Origin of the sequence: Oceanobacillus luteolus, from assembly GCF_023715655.1 — a bacterium.
In the GTDB taxonomy this organism is placed as follows: domain Bacteria; phylum Bacillota; class Bacilli; order Bacillales; family Amphibacillaceae; genus Oceanobacillus; species Oceanobacillus luteolus.
Genome location: NZ_JAMBON010000043.1, coordinates 1 through 23,696 on the forward strand (window position 1 = coordinate 1; position 23,696 = coordinate 23,696).

Annotated in this window: 16 protein-coding genes; 3 read left to right on the forward strand and 13 right to left on the reverse strand. The window is 38.9% G+C overall.

Going from position 1 to position 23,696, the window contains the following annotated elements; all coding sequences use genetic code 11:
- Positions 1 to 169 precede the first annotated feature (169 nt).
- The 5 genes from M3210_RS16980 to M3210_RS17000 all read right to left on the reverse strand — a co-directional run bounded on the left by M3210_RS16980 (position 170) and on the right by M3210_RS17000 (position 9,130).
- Positions 170 to 2,194, reverse strand: coding sequence for a methyl-accepting chemotaxis protein (locus M3210_RS16980; RefSeq protein ID WP_251516875.1), 2,025 nt, complete (start codon positions 2,192 to 2,194; stop codon positions 170 to 172).
- A 152-nt stretch (positions 2,195 to 2,346) separates the two neighbouring features.
- Positions 2,347 to 2,667 (reverse strand): nuclear transport factor 2 family protein, encoded by a 321-nt coding sequence (locus tag M3210_RS16985; protein ID WP_251516877.1) that lies wholly within the window; start codon positions 2,665 to 2,667, stop codon positions 2,347 to 2,349.
- Positions 2,668 to 2,886: 219 nt separating this feature from the next.
- Positions 2,887 to 4,344 carry an aldehyde dehydrogenase family protein gene (locus tag M3210_RS16990; protein WP_432806997.1) on the reverse strand — a complete coding sequence of 486 codons (1,458 nt, stop codon included), beginning with the start codon at positions 4,342 to 4,344 and terminating at the stop codon, positions 2,887 to 2,889.
- A 16-nt stretch (positions 4,345 to 4,360) separates the two neighbouring features.
- A complete protein-coding gene (locus M3210_RS16995; RefSeq protein WP_251516881.1) occupies positions 4,361 to 5,221 on the reverse strand; it encodes a methyl-accepting chemotaxis protein in 861 nt (286 codons plus the stop codon).
- A 234-nt stretch (positions 5,222 to 5,455) separates the two neighbouring features.
- Positions 5,456 to 9,130 carry a S8 family serine peptidase gene (locus M3210_RS17000; protein WP_251516884.1) on the reverse strand — a complete coding sequence of 1,225 codons (3,675 nt, stop codon included), beginning with the start codon at positions 9,128 to 9,130 and terminating at the stop codon, positions 5,456 to 5,458.
- A 481-nt stretch (positions 9,131 to 9,611) separates the two neighbouring features.
- Here M3210_RS17000 and M3210_RS17005 point away from each other — a divergent pair, with 481 nt between their 5' ends.
- On the forward strand, positions 9,612 to 10,265 hold the full coding sequence (locus tag M3210_RS17005) for a hypothetical protein (protein WP_251516887.1): 654 nt from the start codon (positions 9,612 to 9,614) through the stop codon (positions 10,263 to 10,265).
- Between the two features lie 346 nt (positions 10,266 to 10,611).
- Here the strand turns inward: M3210_RS17005 and M3210_RS17010 are convergent, their stop codons facing one another.
- From M3210_RS17010 to groES, 6 genes are all read right to left on the reverse strand, one after another.
- Positions 10,612 to 11,769, reverse strand: coding sequence for a mannitol-1-phosphate 5-dehydrogenase (locus tag M3210_RS17010; RefSeq protein ID WP_251516889.1), 1,158 nt, complete (start codon positions 11,767 to 11,769; stop codon positions 10,612 to 10,614).
- 1 nt (position 11,770) lies between these two features.
- A complete protein-coding gene (locus M3210_RS17015) occupies positions 11,771 to 12,205 on the reverse strand; it encodes a PTS mannitol transporter subunit IIA (RefSeq protein ID WP_251516892.1) in 435 nt (144 codons plus the stop codon).
- 2 nt (positions 12,206 to 12,207) lie between these two features.
- Complete coding sequence (locus M3210_RS17020) at positions 12,208 to 14,331, reverse strand: BglG family transcription antiterminator (protein ID WP_251516894.1); 2,124 nt, start codon at positions 14,329 to 14,331, stop codon at positions 12,208 to 12,210.
- A gap of 193 nt (positions 14,332 to 14,524) precedes the next feature.
- On the reverse strand, positions 14,525 to 15,943 hold the full coding sequence (locus M3210_RS17025) for a PTS mannitol transporter subunit IIBC (RefSeq protein WP_251516896.1): 1,419 nt from the start codon (positions 15,941 to 15,943) through the stop codon (positions 14,525 to 14,527).
- Positions 15,944 to 16,494: 551 nt separating this feature from the next.
- The gene (gene groL, locus M3210_RS17030) at positions 16,495 to 18,123 is read right to left on the reverse strand and encodes a chaperonin GroEL (protein ID WP_251516898.1); all 1,629 of its coding nucleotides are present in this window, start codon (positions 18,121 to 18,123) and stop codon (positions 16,495 to 16,497) included.
- Between the two features lie 82 nt (positions 18,124 to 18,205).
- On the reverse strand, positions 18,206 to 18,490 hold the full coding sequence (gene groES / locus M3210_RS17035; protein WP_251516900.1) for a co-chaperone GroES: 285 nt from the start codon (positions 18,488 to 18,490) through the stop codon (positions 18,206 to 18,208).
- A gap of 291 nt (positions 18,491 to 18,781) precedes the next feature.
- On the opposite strand from groES, the gene M3210_RS17040 reads away from it, so the two are divergent.
- A complete protein-coding gene (locus M3210_RS17040; protein WP_251516902.1) occupies positions 18,782 to 19,501 on the forward strand; it encodes a CPBP family intramembrane glutamic endopeptidase in 720 nt (239 codons plus the stop codon).
- A 52-nt stretch (positions 19,502 to 19,553) separates the two neighbouring features.
- Here the strand turns inward: M3210_RS17040 and M3210_RS17045 are convergent, their stop codons facing one another.
- Together M3210_RS17045 and M3210_RS17050 are read right to left on the reverse strand one after the other, a co-directional pair.
- Positions 19,554 to 20,492: a hypothetical protein gene (locus tag M3210_RS17045; protein WP_251516905.1), complete on the reverse strand. Its 939-nt coding sequence runs from the start codon at positions 20,490 to 20,492 to the stop codon at positions 19,554 to 19,556.
- Between the two features lie 182 nt (positions 20,493 to 20,674).
- Positions 20,675 to 21,310 carry a redox-sensing transcriptional repressor Rex gene (locus M3210_RS17050; protein ID WP_251516908.1) on the reverse strand — a complete coding sequence of 212 codons (636 nt, stop codon included), beginning with the start codon at positions 21,308 to 21,310 and terminating at the stop codon, positions 20,675 to 20,677.
- Positions 21,311 to 21,567: 257 nt separating this feature from the next.
- Between M3210_RS17050 and M3210_RS17055 the strand changes: the two genes are divergently transcribed.
- On the forward strand, positions 21,568 to 23,490 hold the full coding sequence (locus M3210_RS17055) for an ABC-F family ATP-binding cassette domain-containing protein (RefSeq protein ID WP_251516911.1): 1,923 nt from the start codon (positions 21,568 to 21,570) through the stop codon (positions 23,488 to 23,490).
- Positions 23,491 to 23,696: the final 206 nt, after the last annotated feature.

Here is a 23,696-nt window from a genome sequence, read left to right on the forward strand (position 1 = left end):
GGGAGGGTGGTCGCATTCAAAACTGGGCCATGGTTATGAACCAGCTTCTTCTTCATGATGAACTGAAAGATAGGGTGTTAAAGTACCTTGAATAAATGGGAACTTACACACTTTATTTGACAAGCCCTGAAATTATAGTATATATAATCTCACATTAAGTAGTCAGCTATCAGACATTAAACCGTTTCACTACCTCATGTAACTTCTGAGCCAACTCAGCCAGATGATTGCTTGCCACAGCTACTTCATCTACAGATGCAGTCTGTTCATCCATAGATGCCGATGCCTGCTCAGTTAATGCGGCATTTTCTTCTGCAATAGCTGATAGGGAGTTGAGAACTTCTAAAATCTGCTCCCGCATTTCATTCATTTCTTTTCCGGAGAGACTCAATTTCTCCATTGTTTCCCTCGTATGAGACACTGATTGTTCAATGATTTCGTATTTTTGTCTATTTCTTTCTACACTATTTGCTTGGTCCTTTGAGATTTGAACTGCTCTATTCATAGACTCTACAGAGTTCGTTGTATTTTGTTGAAGCTCGGCTACAACTTCATCAATGATTTTCGTAGCATCAGCCGTCTGCTCCGAGAGTTTTCTTATTTCTTCAGCCACTACCGCGAACCCACTACCTGCTTCACCTGCTCTTGCAGCCTCAATGGAGGCATCCAGAGACAAGAGACTCGTTTGGGATGCAATCGAATTAATTAAATTACTCGCTTCACCTATTTGTTTAGAGCTATCGTTTGCTTTTGATACAACTTTATAGATTTCTTCAGTTGTTACTGTGCTTTCTTCAGTAATCTTGCTTAAGGAATCCATCTCTTTTATTCCGTTCTCAATAATTCCTCCTACTTCTACAGTAGAATCATTCACTTCATTGATATATCCGTCAACCATTTCAATAGATTTCCCTAATAATATAGCCTTATTGAAACCTTCTTCTGTATTTTTCGCTTGTTCTGTAGCACTATGCGAAACTTCTTGAACTGTGCTTGATATTTCTAGCGCTACAGTGGAAGAGTTTTTTGATGTTGTAGTAAGGTCTTCTGAAGAAACAGCTAGTTGTCTTGAGGATTCATTTATTTCATTTACAATCTCCCTCATGCTTTCTGTTAATTCTTGAAGCGATCTAGCTAAGCTTCCTACCTCATCATTTCGTTTTAAATATACTTCCTTCACATTCTCGGTAAGGTTTAATTTGGTGATCTCTTTTGAATGATTAATAATTTGAACGATAGGATTTACAATGACCCTTCCTATATTAAACGCAATCAATAATCCAATAACGAGAATAATGATTGAAGTTATAATCAGCGTCTTTTGCAAAGTTGGTATCGCTTCTAACACTTCGTCCTCCACAGCAAGGAGAATATAAGACCAGTCTGTGCCTTCAATTGTATCAAAGCCAGCAATGTAATCTACACCATCATAATTATAATCAGCTGTACCTGTTGCATCCTTTGTTACTTTTTCCACCATCGTAGCTAAACTTGTGTAAGTATTTGTATCATCTTGCTGTGCCGCCACGATTGGATTCATTTCCATGAAAACATAATCCAACACCGGGTATGCCAATGTCGTTCCATGTTCATCCGTTATATATCCAAATCCATTTTCCTTATAACCAATATCAGCCACTAGCTCACTTAATAATTTTCCATCTTCGCGACCTACTATCGCCCCTATTATTTCACCATTTACATGAATGGGAACCGATTGTAATAAAATAAGCTCCTCTTGATCCTGATCAACACTAAATGCTATTCCGTTTGATCCACCGTTAATAGGAGCACTAATTGAATCGGTTAATTCAAACTTCTCCGTATCCCCATTCGTGTAACGTACTGTCCCATCCATATGCATAATACCTATATCAATATAAGTTGTATTCCTTAATACATCTTTTAGGAAAGATGTTTGTTCCTCCCATTCCATACTCTGCACCTGTTCCAGAGAGGCAAGTGTATTTAATGGTTTTCTCTGTGCTTCCAGTCTTGTAGATACTAACTTAGCCTCTTCTTTTGCTACGGATAGTACTGTATTCCTTGCTTCATCCATCACAATATCACTAGAGATATTAATAGATAACACCCCTAAACTGATAGTAAATAATAAAATTAGTACTGAGAAAGAAATAATGAGTTTAAGCTTTATACTTATAAATTTAGTTGCTTTTTTATTTTTTTTAGCCAATCCTTCATTACCTGCCTTAAACTATTTCAAATCCATAAATAATTATTTAAAAGGCTCTTTGTAAAGATAGATACTAGTGAAATCAATCACATATTTCTACAAAGAGCCTTACATTATCCATTAATAGTTACCTTTATTTTTATGTACTTTAATTATCTAGGTCTTACAATATACTCCGAAATCAGTCCATCCTTCAACGTAGCACATCCAACGCATTCTAATTTGATGTCACCAAGATAAACATTGTATTCCATAGAATTTGCATTTACTTTTACAATTTCAGCGCGAACTTTATTGTTCTCCCAAACAGATTGAAATGCTTGTTTTAATGCTTCTCTTCCTTCTACAACCAAATCATCCACATTAATTGTACGGGCTCCACCATCATTAAATTGACAGTCCTCTGTAAATAAACTTGCAATACCCTCAAAATCACTGTTGTTTAAGCACGTAATATAATTCTCTAGTATCATTCCATTAACTCCTTATCACCTTTACAGTTATTTAGAACCATTAATAAATAGCTATGTAATCTTACTAAACTAGATGCATTATGTCAATATTTACTAGATTTAAATATTCTAGGGATACTTTGGATTTCAAGATAAAAAGAAGCCACTCAAAAGTTTTACGGACTTTTGAGTGGCTTCTAATATTGTCCACCATCCTACTTGATTAGGAATTTATTTATCTTAAGAGTATGGATAAGCTCGTTTTGTATGTTGAATGGAGATCCATTTTGTTGTAGTAAATGCATCTAAGCTCCATTCTCCATTTAGTCGTCCAATTCCTGAATTTTTCACGCCACCGAAAGCAACGTTTGGTTCATCATTGATTGTTCCATCATTGATATGAATCATTCCAGTATCCATACGTTTAGCAAGTTCTGCACCACGTTCCACGTCTCTTGTATGGATTGCACCACTTAAACCATATGGACTTTGGTTAGCATAACTTAGTATTTCTTCTTCGTTCGCTACTTTCATAATAGATACAACCGGGGCAAAGAACTCCTCATTTGCAATGGTCATTTCTGGAGTAACATCAGTAAATACAACTGGTTCTATTACGTTTCCTACGACTTCTCCTCTAAGTATAGGAGTTGCACCTTCTTCAATACCTTTTTCAATTAATTCCACAGTCGTTTTAACTTGGCGTTCATTAATAACCGGTCCAATAATTGTGTTTGGATCTCTCGGGTCACCACAAGTCAGACCAGATACTTTTTCGATATACTTTTCCACAAATTCATCATATACATCTTCATGAACAATGATGCGGTTAGCAGACATACAAATTTGTCCTTGATGCGTGAAGCGACTGAATACACCAGCACTTACTGCCAGATCAATATCTGCATCTTCTAAAACAACTAAGGCACTATTACCGCCTAATTCTAGATGGACTTCTTTTAGATTTCTTCCAGCAACTTCTCCGATATGTTTTCCTATTTTTGTAGATCCTGTAAAGGAAATAGCACGTGGAATCGGATGTTCAACAAAGTTATCTCCAATCTCGGATATTTCAGTAGTAATCACATTTAACAATCCTTTAGGCAATCCGGCACTCTCGAAAATCTTAGCAATTAGTCTACCACCAGTAATGGTTGTATGCTCATGCGGCTTCAAAACAACACCATTTCCAGTAGCCAAAGCTGGTGCAACAGATTTCATCGATAGGAAAAATGGGAAGTTGAATGGACTAATAACCCCAACTACACCAACTGGCACACGATAGACACGGTTCTCCTTACCGTCAATTGGAGAAGGTAAAATCGTTCCGTTCATGCGCATAGGGAAAGTTGATGCTTCTTTTATCATGTTTGTAACTAAGCCAATCTCAAATTCTGCTTTTAAGCGGGTACCACCAATTTCATCAATGATGACATCCACAATAGCTTCATGATTTTCATTGATATAGTCTACAGCTTTATCAAAGACTTCTCTTTGTACAACTGGGTTTGTTTTTGCCCATTTTTCTTGTACCTTTTGCGCCGATTCATATGCTGCATTCAAATCTTCTAAATTAGCAGCCTTGTACGTTGCAATAATTTCACCATTATATGGATTTTTATTTTCCATTACTAGACTACTGGAACCGTCTTTCCATTCTCCGTTAATATATTGACCAGCTAATTCTTTAAAATTCATATTCATTCAACCTCCGTTAATTTTTTAACTCTATGTTTTCTTTAGCTAACTCTGCTAAACTCCGAATACTTACATTGATTTCTTCCATTGTTGCAGTTAATTCTTCAATCGAAGCGGACTGGCTAGTGGATTCAAGATTTACTTTTTGTATATCTTTACCAAGGTCTTCGATTACTTCTTTAATTTGGCTGGTTATATTTTGAATTTCTTGTACATTGTCTTTTGAATTAGTTGCCATTTTTCTAATCTCATCGGCAACAACCCCAAATCCTCTACCATGTTCTCCAGCTCGTGCTGATTCAATAGCTGCATTCAACCCTAGTAAATTACTTTGATCTGCGATATTCTTAACTACCGCTGAAACTTGTTCGATAAGGTCTACACTGCTTGTAACTTCATCTGCCTTTTCAGAAACATAGCTTATATTCGTAGCTAATTCATTAACCGATTCTGCCATTTCTTGAACCGTATTCGTTACATCACCAATTACACTTGATAAGTTGCTGGCTATTTGTGAAAGTTTGTTCGCCTTATCGACGTTTAATCCCACACCAACTCCACCAATTACTCTACCTTGCTCATCATGCACCGGTATTGCACGTGAAACAAGGTCTACTCCTAATACCTCAGCTGGTACAGTCATTGCTTGATTTTTATTTTCACGAATTGCATTGGTAATAATATCACCTTCAAGCAATGGATCTCCGGGAGTTACATTAAGTGAGAATGTTTTTGCGGGTATATTGATTAACAATTTCTCTGTATCATAGACTCCAATTGTTATATCATCATTCACTAGTAATTGAAGATACGGAGCTATTTGAACAAAGGATTTTAGAACCGGATGAGTATCCTGGTCTATTACGGCATTCTGCATTACTCTAGGTCCTCCTGTCGTAAACTTACCAAAAATAGGTATTTTTATTTAGCCCATTATATATATCGGACTAATATAGGTAAATTTAAGCATTTATGGTAAAAATATGTATTAAATAATATTCCATACTATTTTATTTGAATTTGGTGGAAAGAAGATTTCTTTTATTCCATAAAAAAATAAGGACGGTTCTCTTGTTTTATTGAACTAAGAGAACCGTCCTTTTTTATTTAATTATGGTAATCTATGACGAGGACCACTACTATCAGCTACCGCAACTGTTATTTCCACAGTATTTTCACCATATTCAACGGTTATTACCGTGATTCCACGATTCTTACCTGATATAACTCCTTCGTGAACCTCAACTATACGGTCATCAGCTACTGTGTAGTTCGCTTCCGCTGTCACATCCCTCTCTGTGGTTTCACCATCAATGGTAGTTAGTTCTGTGACGGTAACCTGTTTAGTCTCCCCTTTGTTCACCAGAACGACAGGATCAGAAACCTCCAAACTAACTTCCGCGTCAGGGTCCGGCTCGGAATCTCCTTCTGTTACTATTACATCCAAGGCTACTTCATTTTCACCATATGTGATTTTAACAGTAGTTTCACCAGCTTTAATTCCTGTAATTACTCCAGCTTCTATTGAGACGATTGATTCATCCGCTACCTCGTACTCTGCTAGAGCTGTCACATCTTCTTCTGTAGACTCGTCACCAATTGTAGTAGTTTGCGTTACTACTACTGAAGCCTCTTCTCCTTCCTCCAGTTCAACTGATTCAGGATTAACAGATAGACTTACAACCGGTTCAGGATCTTCATCGCCTTGTTCAATTGCAATTTCAACCTCACCAATATTTCCAGCAGCATCTTCTACTATAACTATAACGCTATCTGCTTCTTGATTTAACTCGATTTCAAACGAACCATCTTGTTCTAATGTCAAGAAGTCTACTTCACTCTCAGCACCATCCGTTATGAACTTATAAGATGCTGACAGTTTTTCATTAAGATCGTAAGAATATCCCCATTCTGCTAAAACGTCAATATAGTGGAGATAATCATCTGTAACTTGTCCTGTAATTTTGTCTTCAGTCACTTCACCTGAAATATCAGGAGTTGTCGACTTAACAAAAATCGGACCAACCCAGTCACCAATCACTTCACCATTAGGTGCTAGAGCAGTATAATCAATGGAATATACCCCGTCTGGAATCGTTGTCAATTCCTGTGGCGGAGCCCAAGGTGTATAATCACCAGTAATGTTTAAATAGTAAGATCCAGCACCTAAGGAATTCCCAGCATGTAGGTATCCGATATAGCCATCACCATAATAACCGCCATATGGATCTTCGAAATTCCAAATTTCAAGATAATTTGTTAAAACATCTCCTGTAATAGTGAAGTCAAGCCTTGCTTGATCATTTACTCCATCACCATTGAATGATAAATCTGTTTCAGATATACTCATATCTCTTACTTCGTAAACAACATCTTCCTCGGGACTAAAATCAGCAGCAAATGGTAGGGAAATATGATTTTCTCCTCCATTAATACGGATATATCCTAAGAATTCATCCCCTGCCTGAGTATCTTGCCCTCCAGCTACTAGTGTTACGTTTATTACTTCTTCACCATCTGGAGCTAATGTAAAGGACTCTTTATCAATACTCAAATATGCATCAGAAAATGGTTTCGTTTCTTCCACTTCCACACTGAAATCTCCACCAATTCCTTCTAAATCTTTGACACGAATTTGCTTCGTAACCGAAATCTCATCACTTAGATCTTGTGGTCCAAACGTGACCGTTCCTTTTATGTTTGGCACGATTTCACCACTGGCATCAAGTACAGCTTCATCCTCTGCATAAGCAAGAACACTTGGGAATGCTGCTGCAAAAGGATCTACTCGACCAGGTCCCTGAGCAAATACATCATATCTTTCTGTATCAAGTAATGTTGCAGTATTGGAAAGGGCTACCTTCACATCAAATGCATCCCAATCTGGGTTAGCTTGTTTGACTAATGCAGCAATTCCAGCAATATGTGGTGCTGCCATCGATGTACCTGTAAAACGATCATAAGACTCTTCATAACTTGCATCTGGGAAGTCCCATTTGTACGCTGGAATAGATGACATAATGTTAGTTCCAGGTGCTAGAACATCTGGTTTAATATCAAAGTTCGGTGTAGATGGTCCACGTGAACTGGATGAGTTAATTTCATCGCCTTCAGTTCGTGTTGAACCGAATTCTGCGAAAGATACAGTTCCCGGACCTACTTCAAGCGCACTGCGGATTGCTTCTCCATCTGTTACCGACATATCAATGGTTGGGATAAAACTAAATGTATCACCTAAGAACACATCTGATACATCTGGTGCATTTGTTCCACCCGAGAAGTTATGAATAATTGTTGCGACTGCACCGTTTTCCTTAGCGTTTGCGATCTTATCTACAAAAGGAAGCTCTCCACGGGAGATGAGGGCAACTTTTCCTTCCACATCGATTTCTTCATAGTCTGCTAAACTACCAAATCCAGGAATCGAAACAAGTTCATATTCTCCGTCCAGTTGCTCAGCTAAATCCTGTCCATAAGTTGTTCCCATGAACTTTAATTCTTTAGAGTAGCCGTAATCATTACTAGGAACAGAGACACTTACCACTGCGCTATGCTGTGTTTCAGGATTAGTCGTGTTACCGACAGTAATTCCAAGTCGCGATGTACCCGGAGTAGTCACTGTTGCACGATTTGGTCCTGAGTTTCCTGATGAAACAACCGCAACTACATCTGCCATCATTGCATTATTCAGTGCATACGCTAAACTATCATTCTCAGAGTTGCTGCCTCCACCAAGTGAAAGGTTAATAATATCCATTTCTTCATTCACAGCATGCTCCACAGCAGAAATAATACCTGATGTCGCTCCACTTCCATATGCCCCTAGGACACGGTAAGCATATAAATCAATTTCTGGAGCAACCCCTTGAATTCCGTATTCATTGGCACCAATAGCAGCAATTGTTCCAGCTACGTGTGTACCATGGTCTGTCCAAAAAGTACGTCCACTTGCATTCACTTCAGGCATATGATCTGGACGTTCTGCTGGTGATGTTTCACGGGCATCATCATCTGCACGTTCACGACTATAATCAGAACTGTGTACAATAAAGTTCTTTCCACCCTTATAAATCCCTTGGAATTCAGGATGATCAGGATCAATTCCTGTATCAAGTACAGCTACTTTAATCCCTGCTCCTTTATATCCTTCTTCCCAGACTGCCTCAATTCCTAGATGAGGGATACTAGTGTCCATCTGCGTTTCAAACTCTATATCCTTCTGAAGATCAGATGGTTCGTCACCTGAACCCTTTTCATCCGTTGCATAAACAATGGTATCTGGTTCTACTAATGTGATCTCTGCTATATCAAGTAGTTTTACAAGATCATCTGCTTTTACTTCAGCGGCAAAACCATTCAGAACGGTGTCATAGGAAAAACCTTTATCAAAGGTAATGCCCTTCAATACCATTTCTCTATCGACACGTCCGTGTTGCTTATTTATTTTGTCACGAATTGCGTCAATTTTAGAATTGGATAAAACTTTTCCTTTTAAAGATTGTATACCTTTTTCCAATGCTACAGGTTTTTCTGAGAGGTGGATAATGACTGGAACCATCTCATTCCCCGATTTGCCCTGTAAATCCTTATGAAGCTTCGTTAACCCTTCAGAGTTCTCTAGTTGTTCTACAATTGCCGCTTTCAATTCCATATTTTCTTCATTAAATACTTGCTCTTTAAACGTTTCAACGTTTGTCCTTGATGCCGATACAGGAAAGACAAGCGAAACAACCATTAAAAAGGCTAGAAAACTACTAAATAATTTGATTAACTTCTTATTTCCCAATACATTCCCTCCATCTCCTCGGTAATAGACTGATAAAATATTCTACAAGACAATCAAATTTACTTTATTCTGAGATGATGAAAAATAATCAATTAGTAAAAGAAACGCTTTAATCTAGTTTCCTCCCTCCTTGTCTTTCTTTGACTTAATACTATTTTCCTCACGCCGCTCTCCGTTCTAAATAAAGAACAACGTGATTAAAAAAATGAAATGAAAGTATAGTCCTCTCATTATATTAGAATTATAACATATTTTTCTAAAAATAACGAACAATTTGTTTTCTATAAAGAACATTTAGGTTTTCTCTTTTTCTGACGGACATCTTGTTCTTTATTAAGAATCTTTGGTATACTTTTCATACATGTTGAATAATTTACTTAAAAAATGAAAAAGCTGTTCATTATAGAAGATTGAATGAAAACGTTTCTTAACAATTTAAGAAAGAGGTAAGAACCAAATAATAATAATGGATGGTGAGAAAATGTTTAAAAGGAAAGTAATTAGTTACGCCATCGTAGGAGTATTAACAGTTGGAGTAGCTGGTATGGGAACTTCTATATTTGCGATGACTAGCCAGGATAACGATAGTTCCGAGCAGTCTGCAAAAGTCATTTCCTCCAAGGATCGAATTCAAGAGATAAAAGAAGAGCTCAAAGCACAAGGTATTACACTCCCAGACGAAGGCATGGATAAAGATGAATACCTCGCAAATTTAGATGCTGATACGAAGAAAAAGTTAGAGGAATTTGCTAAAAATCTAAAAGCAGAAAAATTATCATCAGATGAAGCACTTGAGTTAAGGAAACAAAGAATTTCTCCCTCAAACAAAGAGAAGAAAACAGAGCAATTTATGAATGTTGATGATGAGGCAAAAACATTAGTAAAAGAAATTTTAGAAAAAACTTGGAATGGCGATATAACAGTTGATGAGGCTGTTGCAGAACTGGCAGCACTTGAAATTAATCTTACCGATCAACAGATTCAAGACTTGCAGACTTACTTCAATAGTGAAATTAGTAGTGAAACGAAGGATAATTACAATAATTTAAAGGAAGGTAAGATTACTGGGAATAAAGCAAGGGAAGAGATAACGAAACGAAGAATATCATCTCCAGATAATGTAGAGAATGAGTAATTAAAAATAGTGCTAATAATGATGAATATTTATTTTAGGTGATTAGATTATTACCAAATGTAATTTTTCATACGGACAAATAAAAAGCTTCCCACTAGTTTTGTAACTTGTGGGAAGCTTCTTTAATTTACTTACGAGAAATGCTGCAAAAGAACTTTGGTTTCAGACTTTTATAATCGGCGTTTAAAAATTTCGGTTTTACACTGTATATTGGCTTCATATCGAAATATCTTATTAATCAAGCTACAACGGATTCCTCAATGAACAAAGTCTGATAATATTCCTCAGCTAGCATAATGGCCTACACCATCAATGTAACATAAGAACCGCCCTTAAGTTTGGCGTGTTATTTATTCTCCTTCAACAGTTTATACTGTTCGATAATGGTTTGAAAAAGTGTTGATTCTGAGGAAATATGTGTAAAGGTTTCGATGGCTTTATCAATCCCAATTCCCTCGATTGTGCTCTGGATTTTGACTGCTTCCTCATCACCCTGGAAATCGTATAAGAACGCTGCGGCTACTCCTTTCAGGAGGTTGACAGGTTCTTGCCCGATTACTTCGGAAAACTGTCGTGCCGGGCTTACAAGGCGATCATTCGGACCTAGCTTCCTGATTGGAGAACGGCCAACCCTTGTCACTTCATCGACAATATGCGAATTAGAGAAACGCTGGAGGATCTTTTGAATATATTTAGCATGATCCTCAGCATTGAATCCGTACTTCTTGACTAGAAACTCGCCACTTTCACTCAGGGCACCTTCAACCAGCTCATAAATTTGCGGATTTTCCATTGCCTTGTTGATAAATTCTTCACCGTAATAATAACCAAAATAGGCTGCTAGTGCGTGGCCTGTATTAACTGTGAACAATTTACGTTCAATATAAGGGACCAAATCCTGGACATACGTGATTCCCGGAATGTCCGGCTTTTCACCGACAAGCTTTGTTTCCTCTACCACCCATTCATAGAACGGTTCTACCTTCACCATCAATTTGTCTTCGTTCGTCTGGTTCGGTACAATCCGGTCTACAGCTGAATCCGGGAATCCAAATAGGGCGTCAAACTGAGCTATTTCAGCTTTTGTTAATTTTTCATATACTTTCTCTTTTAAAAGAGTGCTTCCGCCAATCATATTTTCACAAGCAATGATGTTCAGTGGTCGGTCAGACTGTTCAGCCCTATTACGCAAGCCCTCTGCTACCAATCCCGCGATCAACGGAAGAATATTCGGACCGATCGCAGTCGTCACCAGATCAGCCTTTGCAATTGCCTCGATTACTTGGTCTGGATTCTCCGCACTGTTGATGGCTCTGACATTTTTAATGACATCTTCTTGCTGGCCAGGCTCTGCGAGAACGACTTTATATTCATTCTTTTCATTAAGTAGATGAACAATCTCAGCATTAACGTCTACAAAAACCGTCTCATATCCTGAGTGAAATAATAAATTCCCGATAAATCCGCGCCCGATATTCCCTGCTCCAAAGTGTACTGCAAGCATATTAGCTTTCTCCTTCAAAAATCTCTAAAATTTCTTCTGGTGATTTTGCCGAAATAAGCTTTTCAATATTTTCTTCTTCAGAACAAACAATCGCAATATTGGATAAGATGTTTAGGTGCTCATCATTTTTCCCTGCAATGCCGATCAAAAGCTTAACAATATTTCCCCCACCGAAATCGACACCTTCTGGCACCTGAATAATCGAAATGCCTGATTCTTTTACAAATTGCTTTGAATCCTCTGTACCATGCGGAATCGCTACAAAATTCCCCATATAAGTTGATGTAAGCTCTTCTCTTTCCAGCATTTTTTCAATATAGCTCGGTTCTACATATCCTCTTTCAACCAGGACGCTTCCCGTCAGCTTGATTGCTTCTTCTTTTGTGTTAAGCGACTTATTTAATAAGATGTTTTCTTTATTTAAGATTAATGACATTTTCAAACACTCCTTAGAAGATCTATTTTTTCAGTGAAAAATTTTTCAAATTCAGATGATAAAAAGGATAAGATTTGATTTTTATCGCCTGATTGAAAAACTGCTGTATTTTCTTCGCTTTCAATCATCAATGAACTTAAATGGCTCAGGACCTCCAACGCTTTTTCATCTGGTTCCTCAGAGGAAAGCATCAGGAGAAGGGATTTGGCTTCCATTGTCGACCCATCCATGCCAGTCGTCAAAATTGGATTCTCTAAAGAATATATCGTAAAGCTTAATTGAATGACGCCCGGAGAACGGGCATGAAAAAGGGCCATGTCAGTACCTGGAACACCAAATCCTCCTAAGCGTTCCCTTTTTTTTAGCGCATTTACCACCAAATCGATATTGTTTACAGCCTGTTTTTGAGCAAGCTGTTGAACAGCCTGATATAGAATTTCATCAATAGTTTTCCGTTCCCTAATTTTGACCAGTTCAAAACCCTCGAGGATGATAGCAATCGCTTCACTATATCCTTGAACATTTTTTAATTGCTCGATGAAATTTTTCACATTTCGCGTCTTTGCTGGTTGACCGCTGGAAAAAGTAAGACCTTTTTCCGAACTGTTGATGATTTTATGTTTATTGATGAACGAACGAATTTTTTTGACTTCATCGTTGTTCAGCATTGGGCTGACAATAATATATTCTTTATGATAGTCAGGGATTGGAATCGTTGAGATGACAAGCTGGTAATCTGAATCCCTCAACTTTTTGAACTCCATGAGCGATACATTTTGGACATTCTTAAGCTCCGGGAACTCTTTGTTAAGTCTGGTAACAAGCATTTTAGAAGTACCAATCCCGCTTGAACATATGACCAGTGTTTTAAAATCCTCCAGCTCTCTCCGCCCGAGGACTGCTGAGCCAAAATGCATGACCAGATAGGCAACTTCCTCATCGGGTACATGATATTCAGTGAATACCTGCTCTGCTGCCTTTTTAACGACTGAGAACAGTTCCGGATAATCCTTTTTAACCTTACCCGTTAAAGGATTGCTGATTCCCATTCCCTGCTTGAGCCGATATATCGCCGGCTTTAAATGCATGACCAACCCTTCAAATAACGAGCGATTCGCCGTCAGTTCTATTCCAACCATTTTTTCAATTTGGTCAATCAGATGTTTTACCTTTAATGCAACTCGCAGGCTAGATTCCTCCATTAAATACTCATTGTCATACCAGAGTTTTGCGCCCTTCAGGTGCATGGTGATATAAGCTACTTCGGCCCTAGGGATTTCGATTTGAAAAACTTGCTCCAATTGAATAACAATCTTTCCGGCAAGTTTATATTCTTTTGAAGATTGTTGATCTTTCATGTAGGCTTTATTAATCGCAATCCCTTCGCCTTTTTGGATTCGTTCAATCGCTAGGGCAAGATGGACAACCAGTCCAATATAAGCACTGTCAGCCATTGCATAAGGCAACTCCTGGATGATGGAATCCACTACTTTTTCAACGATCAACAGCTTCTGCCTTTCTACCAGCCCCAAAAGTCTTTCTGATATGGTATTGGTTTGCTGAGTTGACCGCTTTTGGATATTCTCTCTTGCCAGGGAAAGGATTTCGGATTCATCCAGATAAGCCGAAATCAGATTTCTCATAGCCCTCCTCTTGGCGGCTTCATCCCCCTCAAGCTCGACACCATACCCTCTTTTTCTGATGAGGCTTAAACCAAAGGATTCCAGCTTGTCTTCTAATTTTGATAAGTCTGCACTGACTGTGGCAGTCGTTACGTTTAAATCATTGGCCAGTCCGATCAGCTTTACTGGGCCTTTTGTTTCTAGGAGCTCACACAGGATGATCGTCTGTCGTTCGTCAGGAGTGTATTCTGTGTGAAAAAGGTTAAACAGAAAAAGCTCCAATTGACGTATTTTCTCCGGACTACCAGAGATTTGGATGCCAACTCCTGATTTTTTTAGCAGGGTAAGCTCATATTCTATCAGGATATCTTCAATATTTTTCAAATCCCGATGCACGGTCCTTCCACTTACACCAATCTCGTCTGCAAGAGCTTTAACTGTCATTTCTTCTTTTTCAGTCAGCAAGATTTCTAAAATTTGCCTTTCTCTCGCTGAAATATACATAAAGTCACCCCCCCCCGTCTGATGAATTTCAACTTCCCCTAGATTGTTGACAGAATTGAAATGTCATACTGACATCACTATTATAAAATGCAAAATACCCTAATACAACAAATGATAAATAAGGATTCGTCAATATAGTTGTTGACAAGATTTAACAAATTAAAGCCCAGCCATAACTGGCTGGGTGCATAACTTATTTCTTAAGTGAATTGATCAATTCATCATATTTAGGACTGTTCAAGAAGTTGTCGACCGAGATATGAGTAGCATTGGGAAGCTTTGCTTTCGCACGATCTGTTAAATCTTTATGTGTAATAACAACGTCCGCGTCCTCTGGAAGATTATTGATCGCAGTATTGATGACTGTTTGATCCAGTCCTGCTTTTTGGACTTTATTTCTTAGAATACCAGCACCCATCGCACTTGAACCCATCCCTGCATCACAAGCAAACACGATTTTATTGACATCAACAGCTTTCACTTCTGCAGGCTCATTTGTTAATGCAGATGAAACAGAGCTCTTCTTGCCTTTCATTTCTTCCATTTTAGCTGCAGCTGCAGTCAAATCTTCCTCTGTCGCTTTGCTAGTTTTCAAGATAAGCGATGCAACTGCGAATGAAACTGCTGCTGCTACGATTACACCAGCAAGAGTTGCGAAATAACCGCCTCTTGGTGTCATCGCAAGTAATGCGAAGATACTTCCTGGTGATGGAGCTGCCACTAAACCTGCATCAAGAAGATTGAATGTTAACACTCCGCTCACACCACCCGCAATTGCTGCAAGGATCAGCATAGGCTTCATCAGGATGTACGGGAAGTAAATCTCATGGATACCGCCAAGGAAATGGATGATGACCGCACCAGGAGCCGTTTGCTTTGCTGTTCCCTTTCCAAATAACCAGAAAGCAAGCAGGATACCCAAGCCAGGTCCTGGGTTTGCTTCAAGCAAGAATAGAATTGATTTTCCAGCATCTGCTGCCTGGTCAATTGCTAATGGACTTAAGATACCGTGATTGATTGCATTGTTTAAGAATAAAACTTTTGCTGGTTCGATAAAGACGTTAGCCAATGGCAGCATTTTTGCATCGATAATTGCATCAACGCCACTTGCAAGTAAATTGCTTATTCCTTGTACAACTGGACCGATTCCCTTATACGCCAATAAAGTTAATAGGCCGCCAAGAATACCAGCTGAGAAGTTATTGACAAGCATTTCAAAACCAGATTTTACTTTTCCATGGATGGCCTGGTCAAACTTCTTGATTACTAATCCGCCAATAGGTCCCATGATCATTGCGCCCAGGAACATTGGAATATCCGCACCGACGATGACACCCATTGTAGCTGTCGCACCTACTACCCCACCTCGGACATCGTAAATCATCTTACCGCCAGTATAACCAATCAATAATGGCAGCAGGAATGTGATCATTGGACCAACCAGCTTTGCCAAGTCTTCATTCGGAAGCCAGCCAGTCGGAATAAATAAGGCCGTAATCAGGCCCCATGCAATGAAGGCGCCGATATTCGGCATAACCATTCCGCTTAAATAACTTCCAAATTTTTGTATCCTAACTTTGACATCTTGTTTATTGTTAACAGATTCATTCATCTAGATTTCCCCTCCAATTAACTTTCTAGTTTAATATTAAAGCGTTTACAAGGATGTTTCAATTTAATGAAAAATGCATTTTGGCAAAAGGATTGTTGACAAAATTAAAAAGGGACCAAAAAGCCGACTCCTTAAAATGGCTTTTTGGTCCTCTATGATCATTATTCAACGGTTAATTAATTGCAGAATATAGGAGAAGATGTAATGAAGAGAAAGTTCTGTATCTATGTCCAATTAGACACCTAGCAACTCAGGTGTTTAATAAAGCGATGATATCTCCATGTCATACAAGAAATGAAAAAAGAAGCCTCTCAAAGTTCAATGAACTCATGAGAAGCCTCCGTTAAAAACCTCAATGTTAGCAAAATGTTAGCATTTAACTCTCATCTCACACCAAATCCCAAGCATATCAAGGGTTCAGACGGCATAATCTAGTTCCACAGGCTAGATGCTCCCGTCATAAGCAATCCCTCTCCAAGTCCCAAGTTCAGGGACTTTACGTGGTTTTGCTTATGCGTGCGCATCTGAACGAGCCTGTTCCACTTTTTGGATTACATCATGCCGCCCATTCCACCCATGCCGCCCATGTCAGGCATTGCAGGTGCGTTTTCTTCTGGCTTGTCAGCTACTACAGCCTCAGTAGTCAAGAACATAGCTGCTACAGATGCTGCATTTTGTAGAGCAGAACGAGTAACTTTAGCAGGGTCTACGATACCAGCTTCGATCATGTTTACCCACTCGCCAGTTGCAGCGTTATATCCGATTCCTTGTTCTTCGCCTTTCAAGCGCTCAACGATGATGGAACCTTCAAGTCCTGCGTTGTCAGCGATTTGACGAACTGGCTCTTCGATAGCGCGTAGAACGATGTTACGTCCTGTAGCTTCGTCGCCTTCAAGTGCGATTTCGCTAACTTTCTTGTAAACTTCGATTAATGCAGTACCTCCACCAGCAACAATACCTTCTTCTACAGCTGCACGTGTAGAGTTCAGTGCGTCTTCGATACGTAGTTTACGTTCTTTTAGTTCAGTTTCAGTTGCAGCACCAACTTTAATTACCGCAACACCACCAGCTAGTTTAGCTAGGCGCTCTTGTAATTTCTCTTTATCGAACTCAGAAGTAGTTTCTTCTACTTGAGCACGGATTTGTGCCACACGGCCTGCGATTTGTTCTGGGTTACCAGTACCTTCAACGATTGTTGTGTTTTCTTTCGTTACAACAACTTTAGCAGCGCGACCTAGTTGTTCGATAGAAGCACTCTTCAGATCTAATCCTAAATCTTCAGTGATCACTTCACCACCAGTTAATACAGCGATGTCTTCAAGCATAGCTTTACGACGGTCACCGAATCCTGGAGCTTTAACCGCAACAGCGTTGAATGTTCCGCGAAGTTTGTTAACTACTAATGTAGCAAGTGCTTCACCTTCAACATCTTCAGCGATAAGAAGTAATGGTTTACCTTGTTGAACAACTTGCTCAAGAACTGGTAGTACTTCTTGGATGTTGCTGATTTTCTTGTCAGTGATTAAGATATATGGATCTTCAAGAACTGCTTCCATTTTATCTTGGTCGGTAACCATGTATGGAGAAGCATATCCACGGTCAAATTGCATACCTTCTACAACGTCAAGCTCAGTTGAGAATCCTTTAGATTCTTCGATTGTGATAACGCCGTCTTTACCAACGCGTTCCATCGCTTCAGCAATAAGTTCCCCTACTTCATCATCGTTAGCAGAAATAGCTGCAACTTGTGCGATAGATTCTTTGCTTTCAACTTGTTTTGCAACATTTTGTAATTCTTCTACTGCAGTTTCAACCGCTTTTTCAATACCACGGCGGATTCCCATTGGGTTTGCACCAGAAGTAACGTTTTTCAATCCTTCACGGATCATTGCTTGTGCTAAAACTGTTGCTGTAGTTGTACCGTCCCCAGCTACATCGTTTGTTTTAGAAGCAACTTCAGATACTAGTTGAGCACCCATGTTTTCGAATGCATCTTCCAATTCGATTTCTTTAGCAATCGTTACCCCGTCATTCGTGATTAATGGAGCACCGAACTTTTTATCTAGTACCACGTTACGTCCTTTAGGTCCAAGTGTAACTTTAACTGCATCTGCTAGTGTATCAACTCCACGAGCCAATGCGCGGCGTGCGTCTTCACTGAATTTAATATCTTTCGCCATTGTTAAATTCCTCCCTTAAAATCTAGTTTTAAATTTAAGTATATGAAAATGTTTATGTTTGTCCGAATTCGGTAAGTTTAAATTATGAGATTACAGCTAAAATGTCGCTTTCTCTTAGAATCAAATATTCGTTTCCACCATATTTTACTTCTGTTCCAGCAAATTTAGAGAAAATGATGCGGTCTCCTTCAGCTACTTCTAGTGCAATTTTTTCACCACTGTCAGTAACACGGCCAGAGCCTACAGCTACTACTTTACCTTCTTGTGGTTTTTCTTTTGCAGAGTCTGGAAGTACAATCCCGCTTGCTGTTGTTTCTTCTTGCTCTACAAGCTCGATAACAACGCGATCTCCTAATGGTCTAATCATCTAGAACTCCTCCTTGATTCTATTTGTTTTATTTATTGTTAGCACTCACCGGTTGCGAGTGCTAATCACAATTTATATGATAATGAAAAGCTGCAAAAATTGCAAGCAAAGTATATATTTAATTTTCTTTTATATGAGATATTTTTTATGAAGGTTTTTCCCTGTTTATAAAATCTCATGTTAAAGCATACAATTTATGAAAAGGTATGATTCATGGGTCATATGCTCTGACCCTTATCCTGTTTTATGGTAAAATAATTTGAAACCATCAAGAGAAGGAGTCGTTTCATCTTGCCGAAAAGATATTGGTACGTTATATTCGTCTATTTAATCATGCAACTTTCTAGCTTTCCTGTAGCTATTTATATGATTAATAGACATCCAGATAATCCAGAACTTTATATGCAAAACATGACCTATTGGTCTATCTTCAGCTTTATTGCCGCTTTATTCATCATCTTATGGATTCTGAAACCGGATATGAAGATGCCAGCACATCGGGAGGCTACTTCCACAGGTGGAATTATTCTTTGGTCGATACTCGGGGTATTTCTCGCATTCTTCGCTCAGGGATTGGCGGCTTCTATTGAAATTTATATTCTAGGAATTGAACCTGGTTCGGAGAATACATTCCAGATCATGGAGGTTGTCCGTTCCAATGCCTTATTCATTTTAATTCCTGCGATTATTGCTCCAATTTTAGAAGAAATCATATTCAGGAAAATTGTATTTGGCACTCTTTATAAACGAATGAATTTCATCTTCGCAGCCCTATTATCAGCGCTGATTTTTGCCGCTGTTCATTGGGACTTCTCACATCTTCTCATGTACACTGCGATGGGCTTAGTATTTGCCTTCCTCTATGTAAGGACGAAGCGAATTCTAGTACCGATTATCGTACATGCTGGAATGAATACAATGGTGGTCTTGGCTCAGTACGGACTATCACCAGAGGAAATTGAAAAAATGAGAGAACAACTGGAAAATATGCAGACGATTCTCTTCTTATAAGAACGAATAAAAAAGAGCTGTGCCTCAAAATCGAGGTACAGCTCTTTTCACATTATATTTCTCTTAACATATCTACCACTTCATCTCTGTTTTCTATGCTGCTGTCCATTTTTGTATAACGGACAACATACATATCATCATCTAAGATGAAAACCCTGCCGATTTCTTCTTGATCCGGTTCAGTGGGATCACCATTTAAAGCAAACTGATAAGACACTTCTGTCTCTGTCGCATTAAAACGCTGAAACTCCACGTCTACCGTAGCCATATCATTTAAACTTTGCTCAAATACATCTATAAAATGTGCCAAGTCACTATGTATATTGCCATCTTCATAAAAATCATATGTTATGATTTGACTATAATTCCCCAAATTCTCGCCCTCTGGAAGATATACTGCAGTTGCTGCACCTTCAGCTTCTTTATAGCTGGAGAGAATCCATTCTTCCTCATCAAAAGGCTTAGCGACACTTTCAAGCTTGGCGGCATACTCTCCTGCCATTTCAACAGTTTCTTGCTCCATTTCCTGCTCTTCTTGAGGTAAGGGGTTTACTGCTATAACTTCGGAGTTGTAGATTTTCCATTGTCCATCATCCAAACGCAACGTGTGTTCACCAGTGGTTTCATTGTTTTGAAAGTCTCCTGCTTCCGTTTCCACAGTCCGCTGAGTGTATGCTACAATGACTTCCTTATCTGTTTGTTCCTTAATCTCCAGGTTTTGAAGCTCGATATCCAATGTATAATTAAATAATTCCGTAATCGTTTCTTCTGTTGTTTCGTAAACTGGAGATTCACTGTGGATGGTCTCCATGTATCCATCCAAATCTTTTGCCATCAATTTTTCCACATTCATTTCTACAACGGCGAGTATTGCTTCATCACTAACTTCCGCTTCTACTTCCTCTTTATCAGCACCCTCATCGGTGCACCCTGCAACCAGCAGACAGGTTAATACAAAAAATATGCCTGCCCATAATCTACTTTTCAACACGACTCACACTCCCACTTCTCTCTTCCGCTTCTTTATATACCAACGGACTGTCGTTCCTTTCTATTGAAAGAAAAAACAGCCCAATCGTTTTCTTCATGTCTTAACGGAAAAATTTCCCTTTTTGTTATTAAGCATGTATGGACTGTAAGCTCCCCACTACATGAAGTTTCATGATATGTATCTTATTGATTGTCTAATGGATAATGCTTTAGGAAGTAAACAAGAGCCTGTAATTCAACCGTTAAGTCAATATGGTGCACTCGCACATCATTTGGCACGGTAATCCGGACAGGAGTGAAGTTTAATATCCCTTTAATTCCTGAATTAACCAGCTTCTCGGTGATTGCATCCGCTTCCGCAACAGGTACGGTAAGAATTGCTACTGTAATATCATCCAGCTTTTCTTCCAATTGATCAATGCCATATACGGGAACCCCGCCGACCTCTGTTCCAATCTTACTTTCATCACTATCAAATGCCATCGTAATTCTAATATTATTATTTCTAGTAAAATTATAATTTAAAAATGCTGTTCCTAAATTACCGGCACCAATTAAAGCAACTTCTGTAAGTTCATGCTGGTCGAGCGTACTGCGGAAAAATCCAAGCAAGTATTCCACATTATAGCCGTAGCCTTTTTTCCCGAGCGCACCGAAATAAGAAAAGTCCCGACGGATTGTAGCAGAATCAACTTTGATTGCCTCGGAAAGTTCTTTAGAAGAAACACGCTTTTTTCCTTGTTGATTCAAGTTATTTAAATATCGATAATATAATGGAAGCCGTTTCGCTGTAGCCTGTGGAATCTTATTTTGTTTCATATTTACGCCTCATTTCATCCTTAGCAATAGTAAAATATGGACACACGTCTATTCTACCAGAAAATTTGGCAATTGTCGTGATGATATTCACAAGTTAGTGTCCTAATAACGGCAATTTACGATAAAGTTAAACTACATTCAGTGAGGTATACGCACTGTTTATCCCCACCTACTCCTATTGGATTTCCCTCATGTTTAGAGGTGGGGGTATTACAGTCCGTTAATGCGTGATACAATAAAGGCAATGGGGTGAACGTATGATTTTGATGCAAATTAATGGCCTTTCCAAATCCTTTGGTTCGGAAAGCATCTTATCGAATGTAAAATTAGAAGTTAAAGATCTCGACCGGATTGCAATCGTCGGTAGAAATGGTGCTGGAAAATCCACACTACTGAAGATTATGGCCGGAGAGCTTTCATATGATGATGGTGAACTAATTAAGCCAAAGGAGCTAAAAATTGGTTATCTGTCCCAGCAGATGAAGCTGGAATCTGGGAAAACAATCTGGAATGAACTTGTCAGTGTCTTTGCTCACTTGAGAAAGCAGGAAGAGGATTTACGGACAATTGAAGCGAAATTACAAGATGCCCATAAACTGACCGAGGAAGAGAATCAGGAACTGCTTGCTGAATATGATAAACTTCAGCATGCCTTTCAATCAGGTGGCGGTTATACATATGAGTCAGATATTAAAGCAGTGTTGAATGGATTAAATTTCAGTAACTTTGATTATGATACTGAAATCAGTGAGCTTAGTGGCGGACAGAAAACCCGGCTTGCATTAGGAAAATTGCTCCTGCAAAAACCGCAGCTTCTCTTTCTTGATGAGCCGACCAACCACTTAGATATTGAAACACTCGGCTGGCTGGAATCGTATTTAAATAGTTATCCAGGAGCGGTTGTGGTTGTCTCCCATGACAGGTATTTCCTAGATAAAACGGCTACTATCGTTTATGAAGTCTCGAGGCAAAGAACAAAGAAATACCATGGCTCCTACAGTAAATATTTGCAGCAGAAAGCTTTGGATTACGAAAGAGAATTGAAGGAATTTGAAAAGCAACAAACTGAGATCAAACGAATGGAAGATTTCATCCAGAGGAATATTGCACGGGCCTCCACTACAAAACGAGCACAAAGCAGACGAAAACAATTGGAAAAAATGGAACGGATGAACAGGCCGTTGGGTGATGAATCCTCTGCTTCTTTCTCTTTTGATATTGATAGAAGAAGTGGTAACGACGTCTTAACGATTGAGAATCTCGCCCTTCGTTATCCGAACGAGAACGACTATACATTTGAGAATGCGAATCTCAAATTGACACGAGGAGAACGAATGGTGCTCATCGGTCCAAATGGTATCGGTAAATCAAGTTTATTGAAAGTCATTACGGGGAGATTACAGGCAGCCAAAGGTTCATTTGAACTTGGTACGAATGTGACGATCGGCTATTATGATCAAGAACAAGCAGATCTCTCTTCTAATAAAACTGTCCTCCAAGAACTGTGGGACGAGTATCCGCTCGTTATGGAAAAGGATATCCGAACGATTTTAGGTAATTTCTTATTTAGCGGTGATGATGTACTGAAGCCTGTCAACCAGTTGAGTGGCGGTGAAAAAGCAAGACTCGCATTAGCCAAGCTGATGATGCAGAAAGCTAATCTACTCATTTTAGACGAACCAACTAACCATCTGGATATTGACAGTAAAGAAGTGCTGGAAGCTGCTTTAATGGATTACCCTGGCACCATCCTATTCGTATCCCATGACCGTTACTTCATCAACCGTATCACGGATCAAGTAGCGGAAATGAGTCAAGATGGAATCAAAGTATACCTTGGAGACTATGATTATTACCTTGAGAAATTGGAAGAGGAAGCTGAGTTGGCGAGACTTTCTGAAGTAAAGGAACAGAAGCCACAAACAGATGAAAAGCGGCTTAGCTATAAGGAGGAAAAGCAACTTCGAAGTGAAAAAAGGAAAAAAGAAAGAAGAATTGCAGAGCTGGAAACCTTGATAGAAGAAAAGGAATTAGAAATTGCAGCTTTAGAAGAGGAAATGACGAAACCCGAAGTGTTTCAAAATCACGAAAAAGCTTTGGAATTGACAAAGCAAGTGGAAGAATTGCAACAGCAGGTAAATATCCACATGGAAGAATGGACAAACTTACAAGAAGATTAAAAGAGTGGATAACTTCATTTATCAGTAATAAAAAAGAGGCTGGGACATAACTAGCCAAAAACAGTAATTAAAAAGGATCCAAGCAAAAAATTTTGCTTGGATCCTTTTTTGAGTAAAATTTATCATCATCGGTCACTATACCTGGGTTGTTGGCGGTGTACTTTCTCAAGTTCACCGCCATTAATGCAAAGGCTAATTCCTTGGTC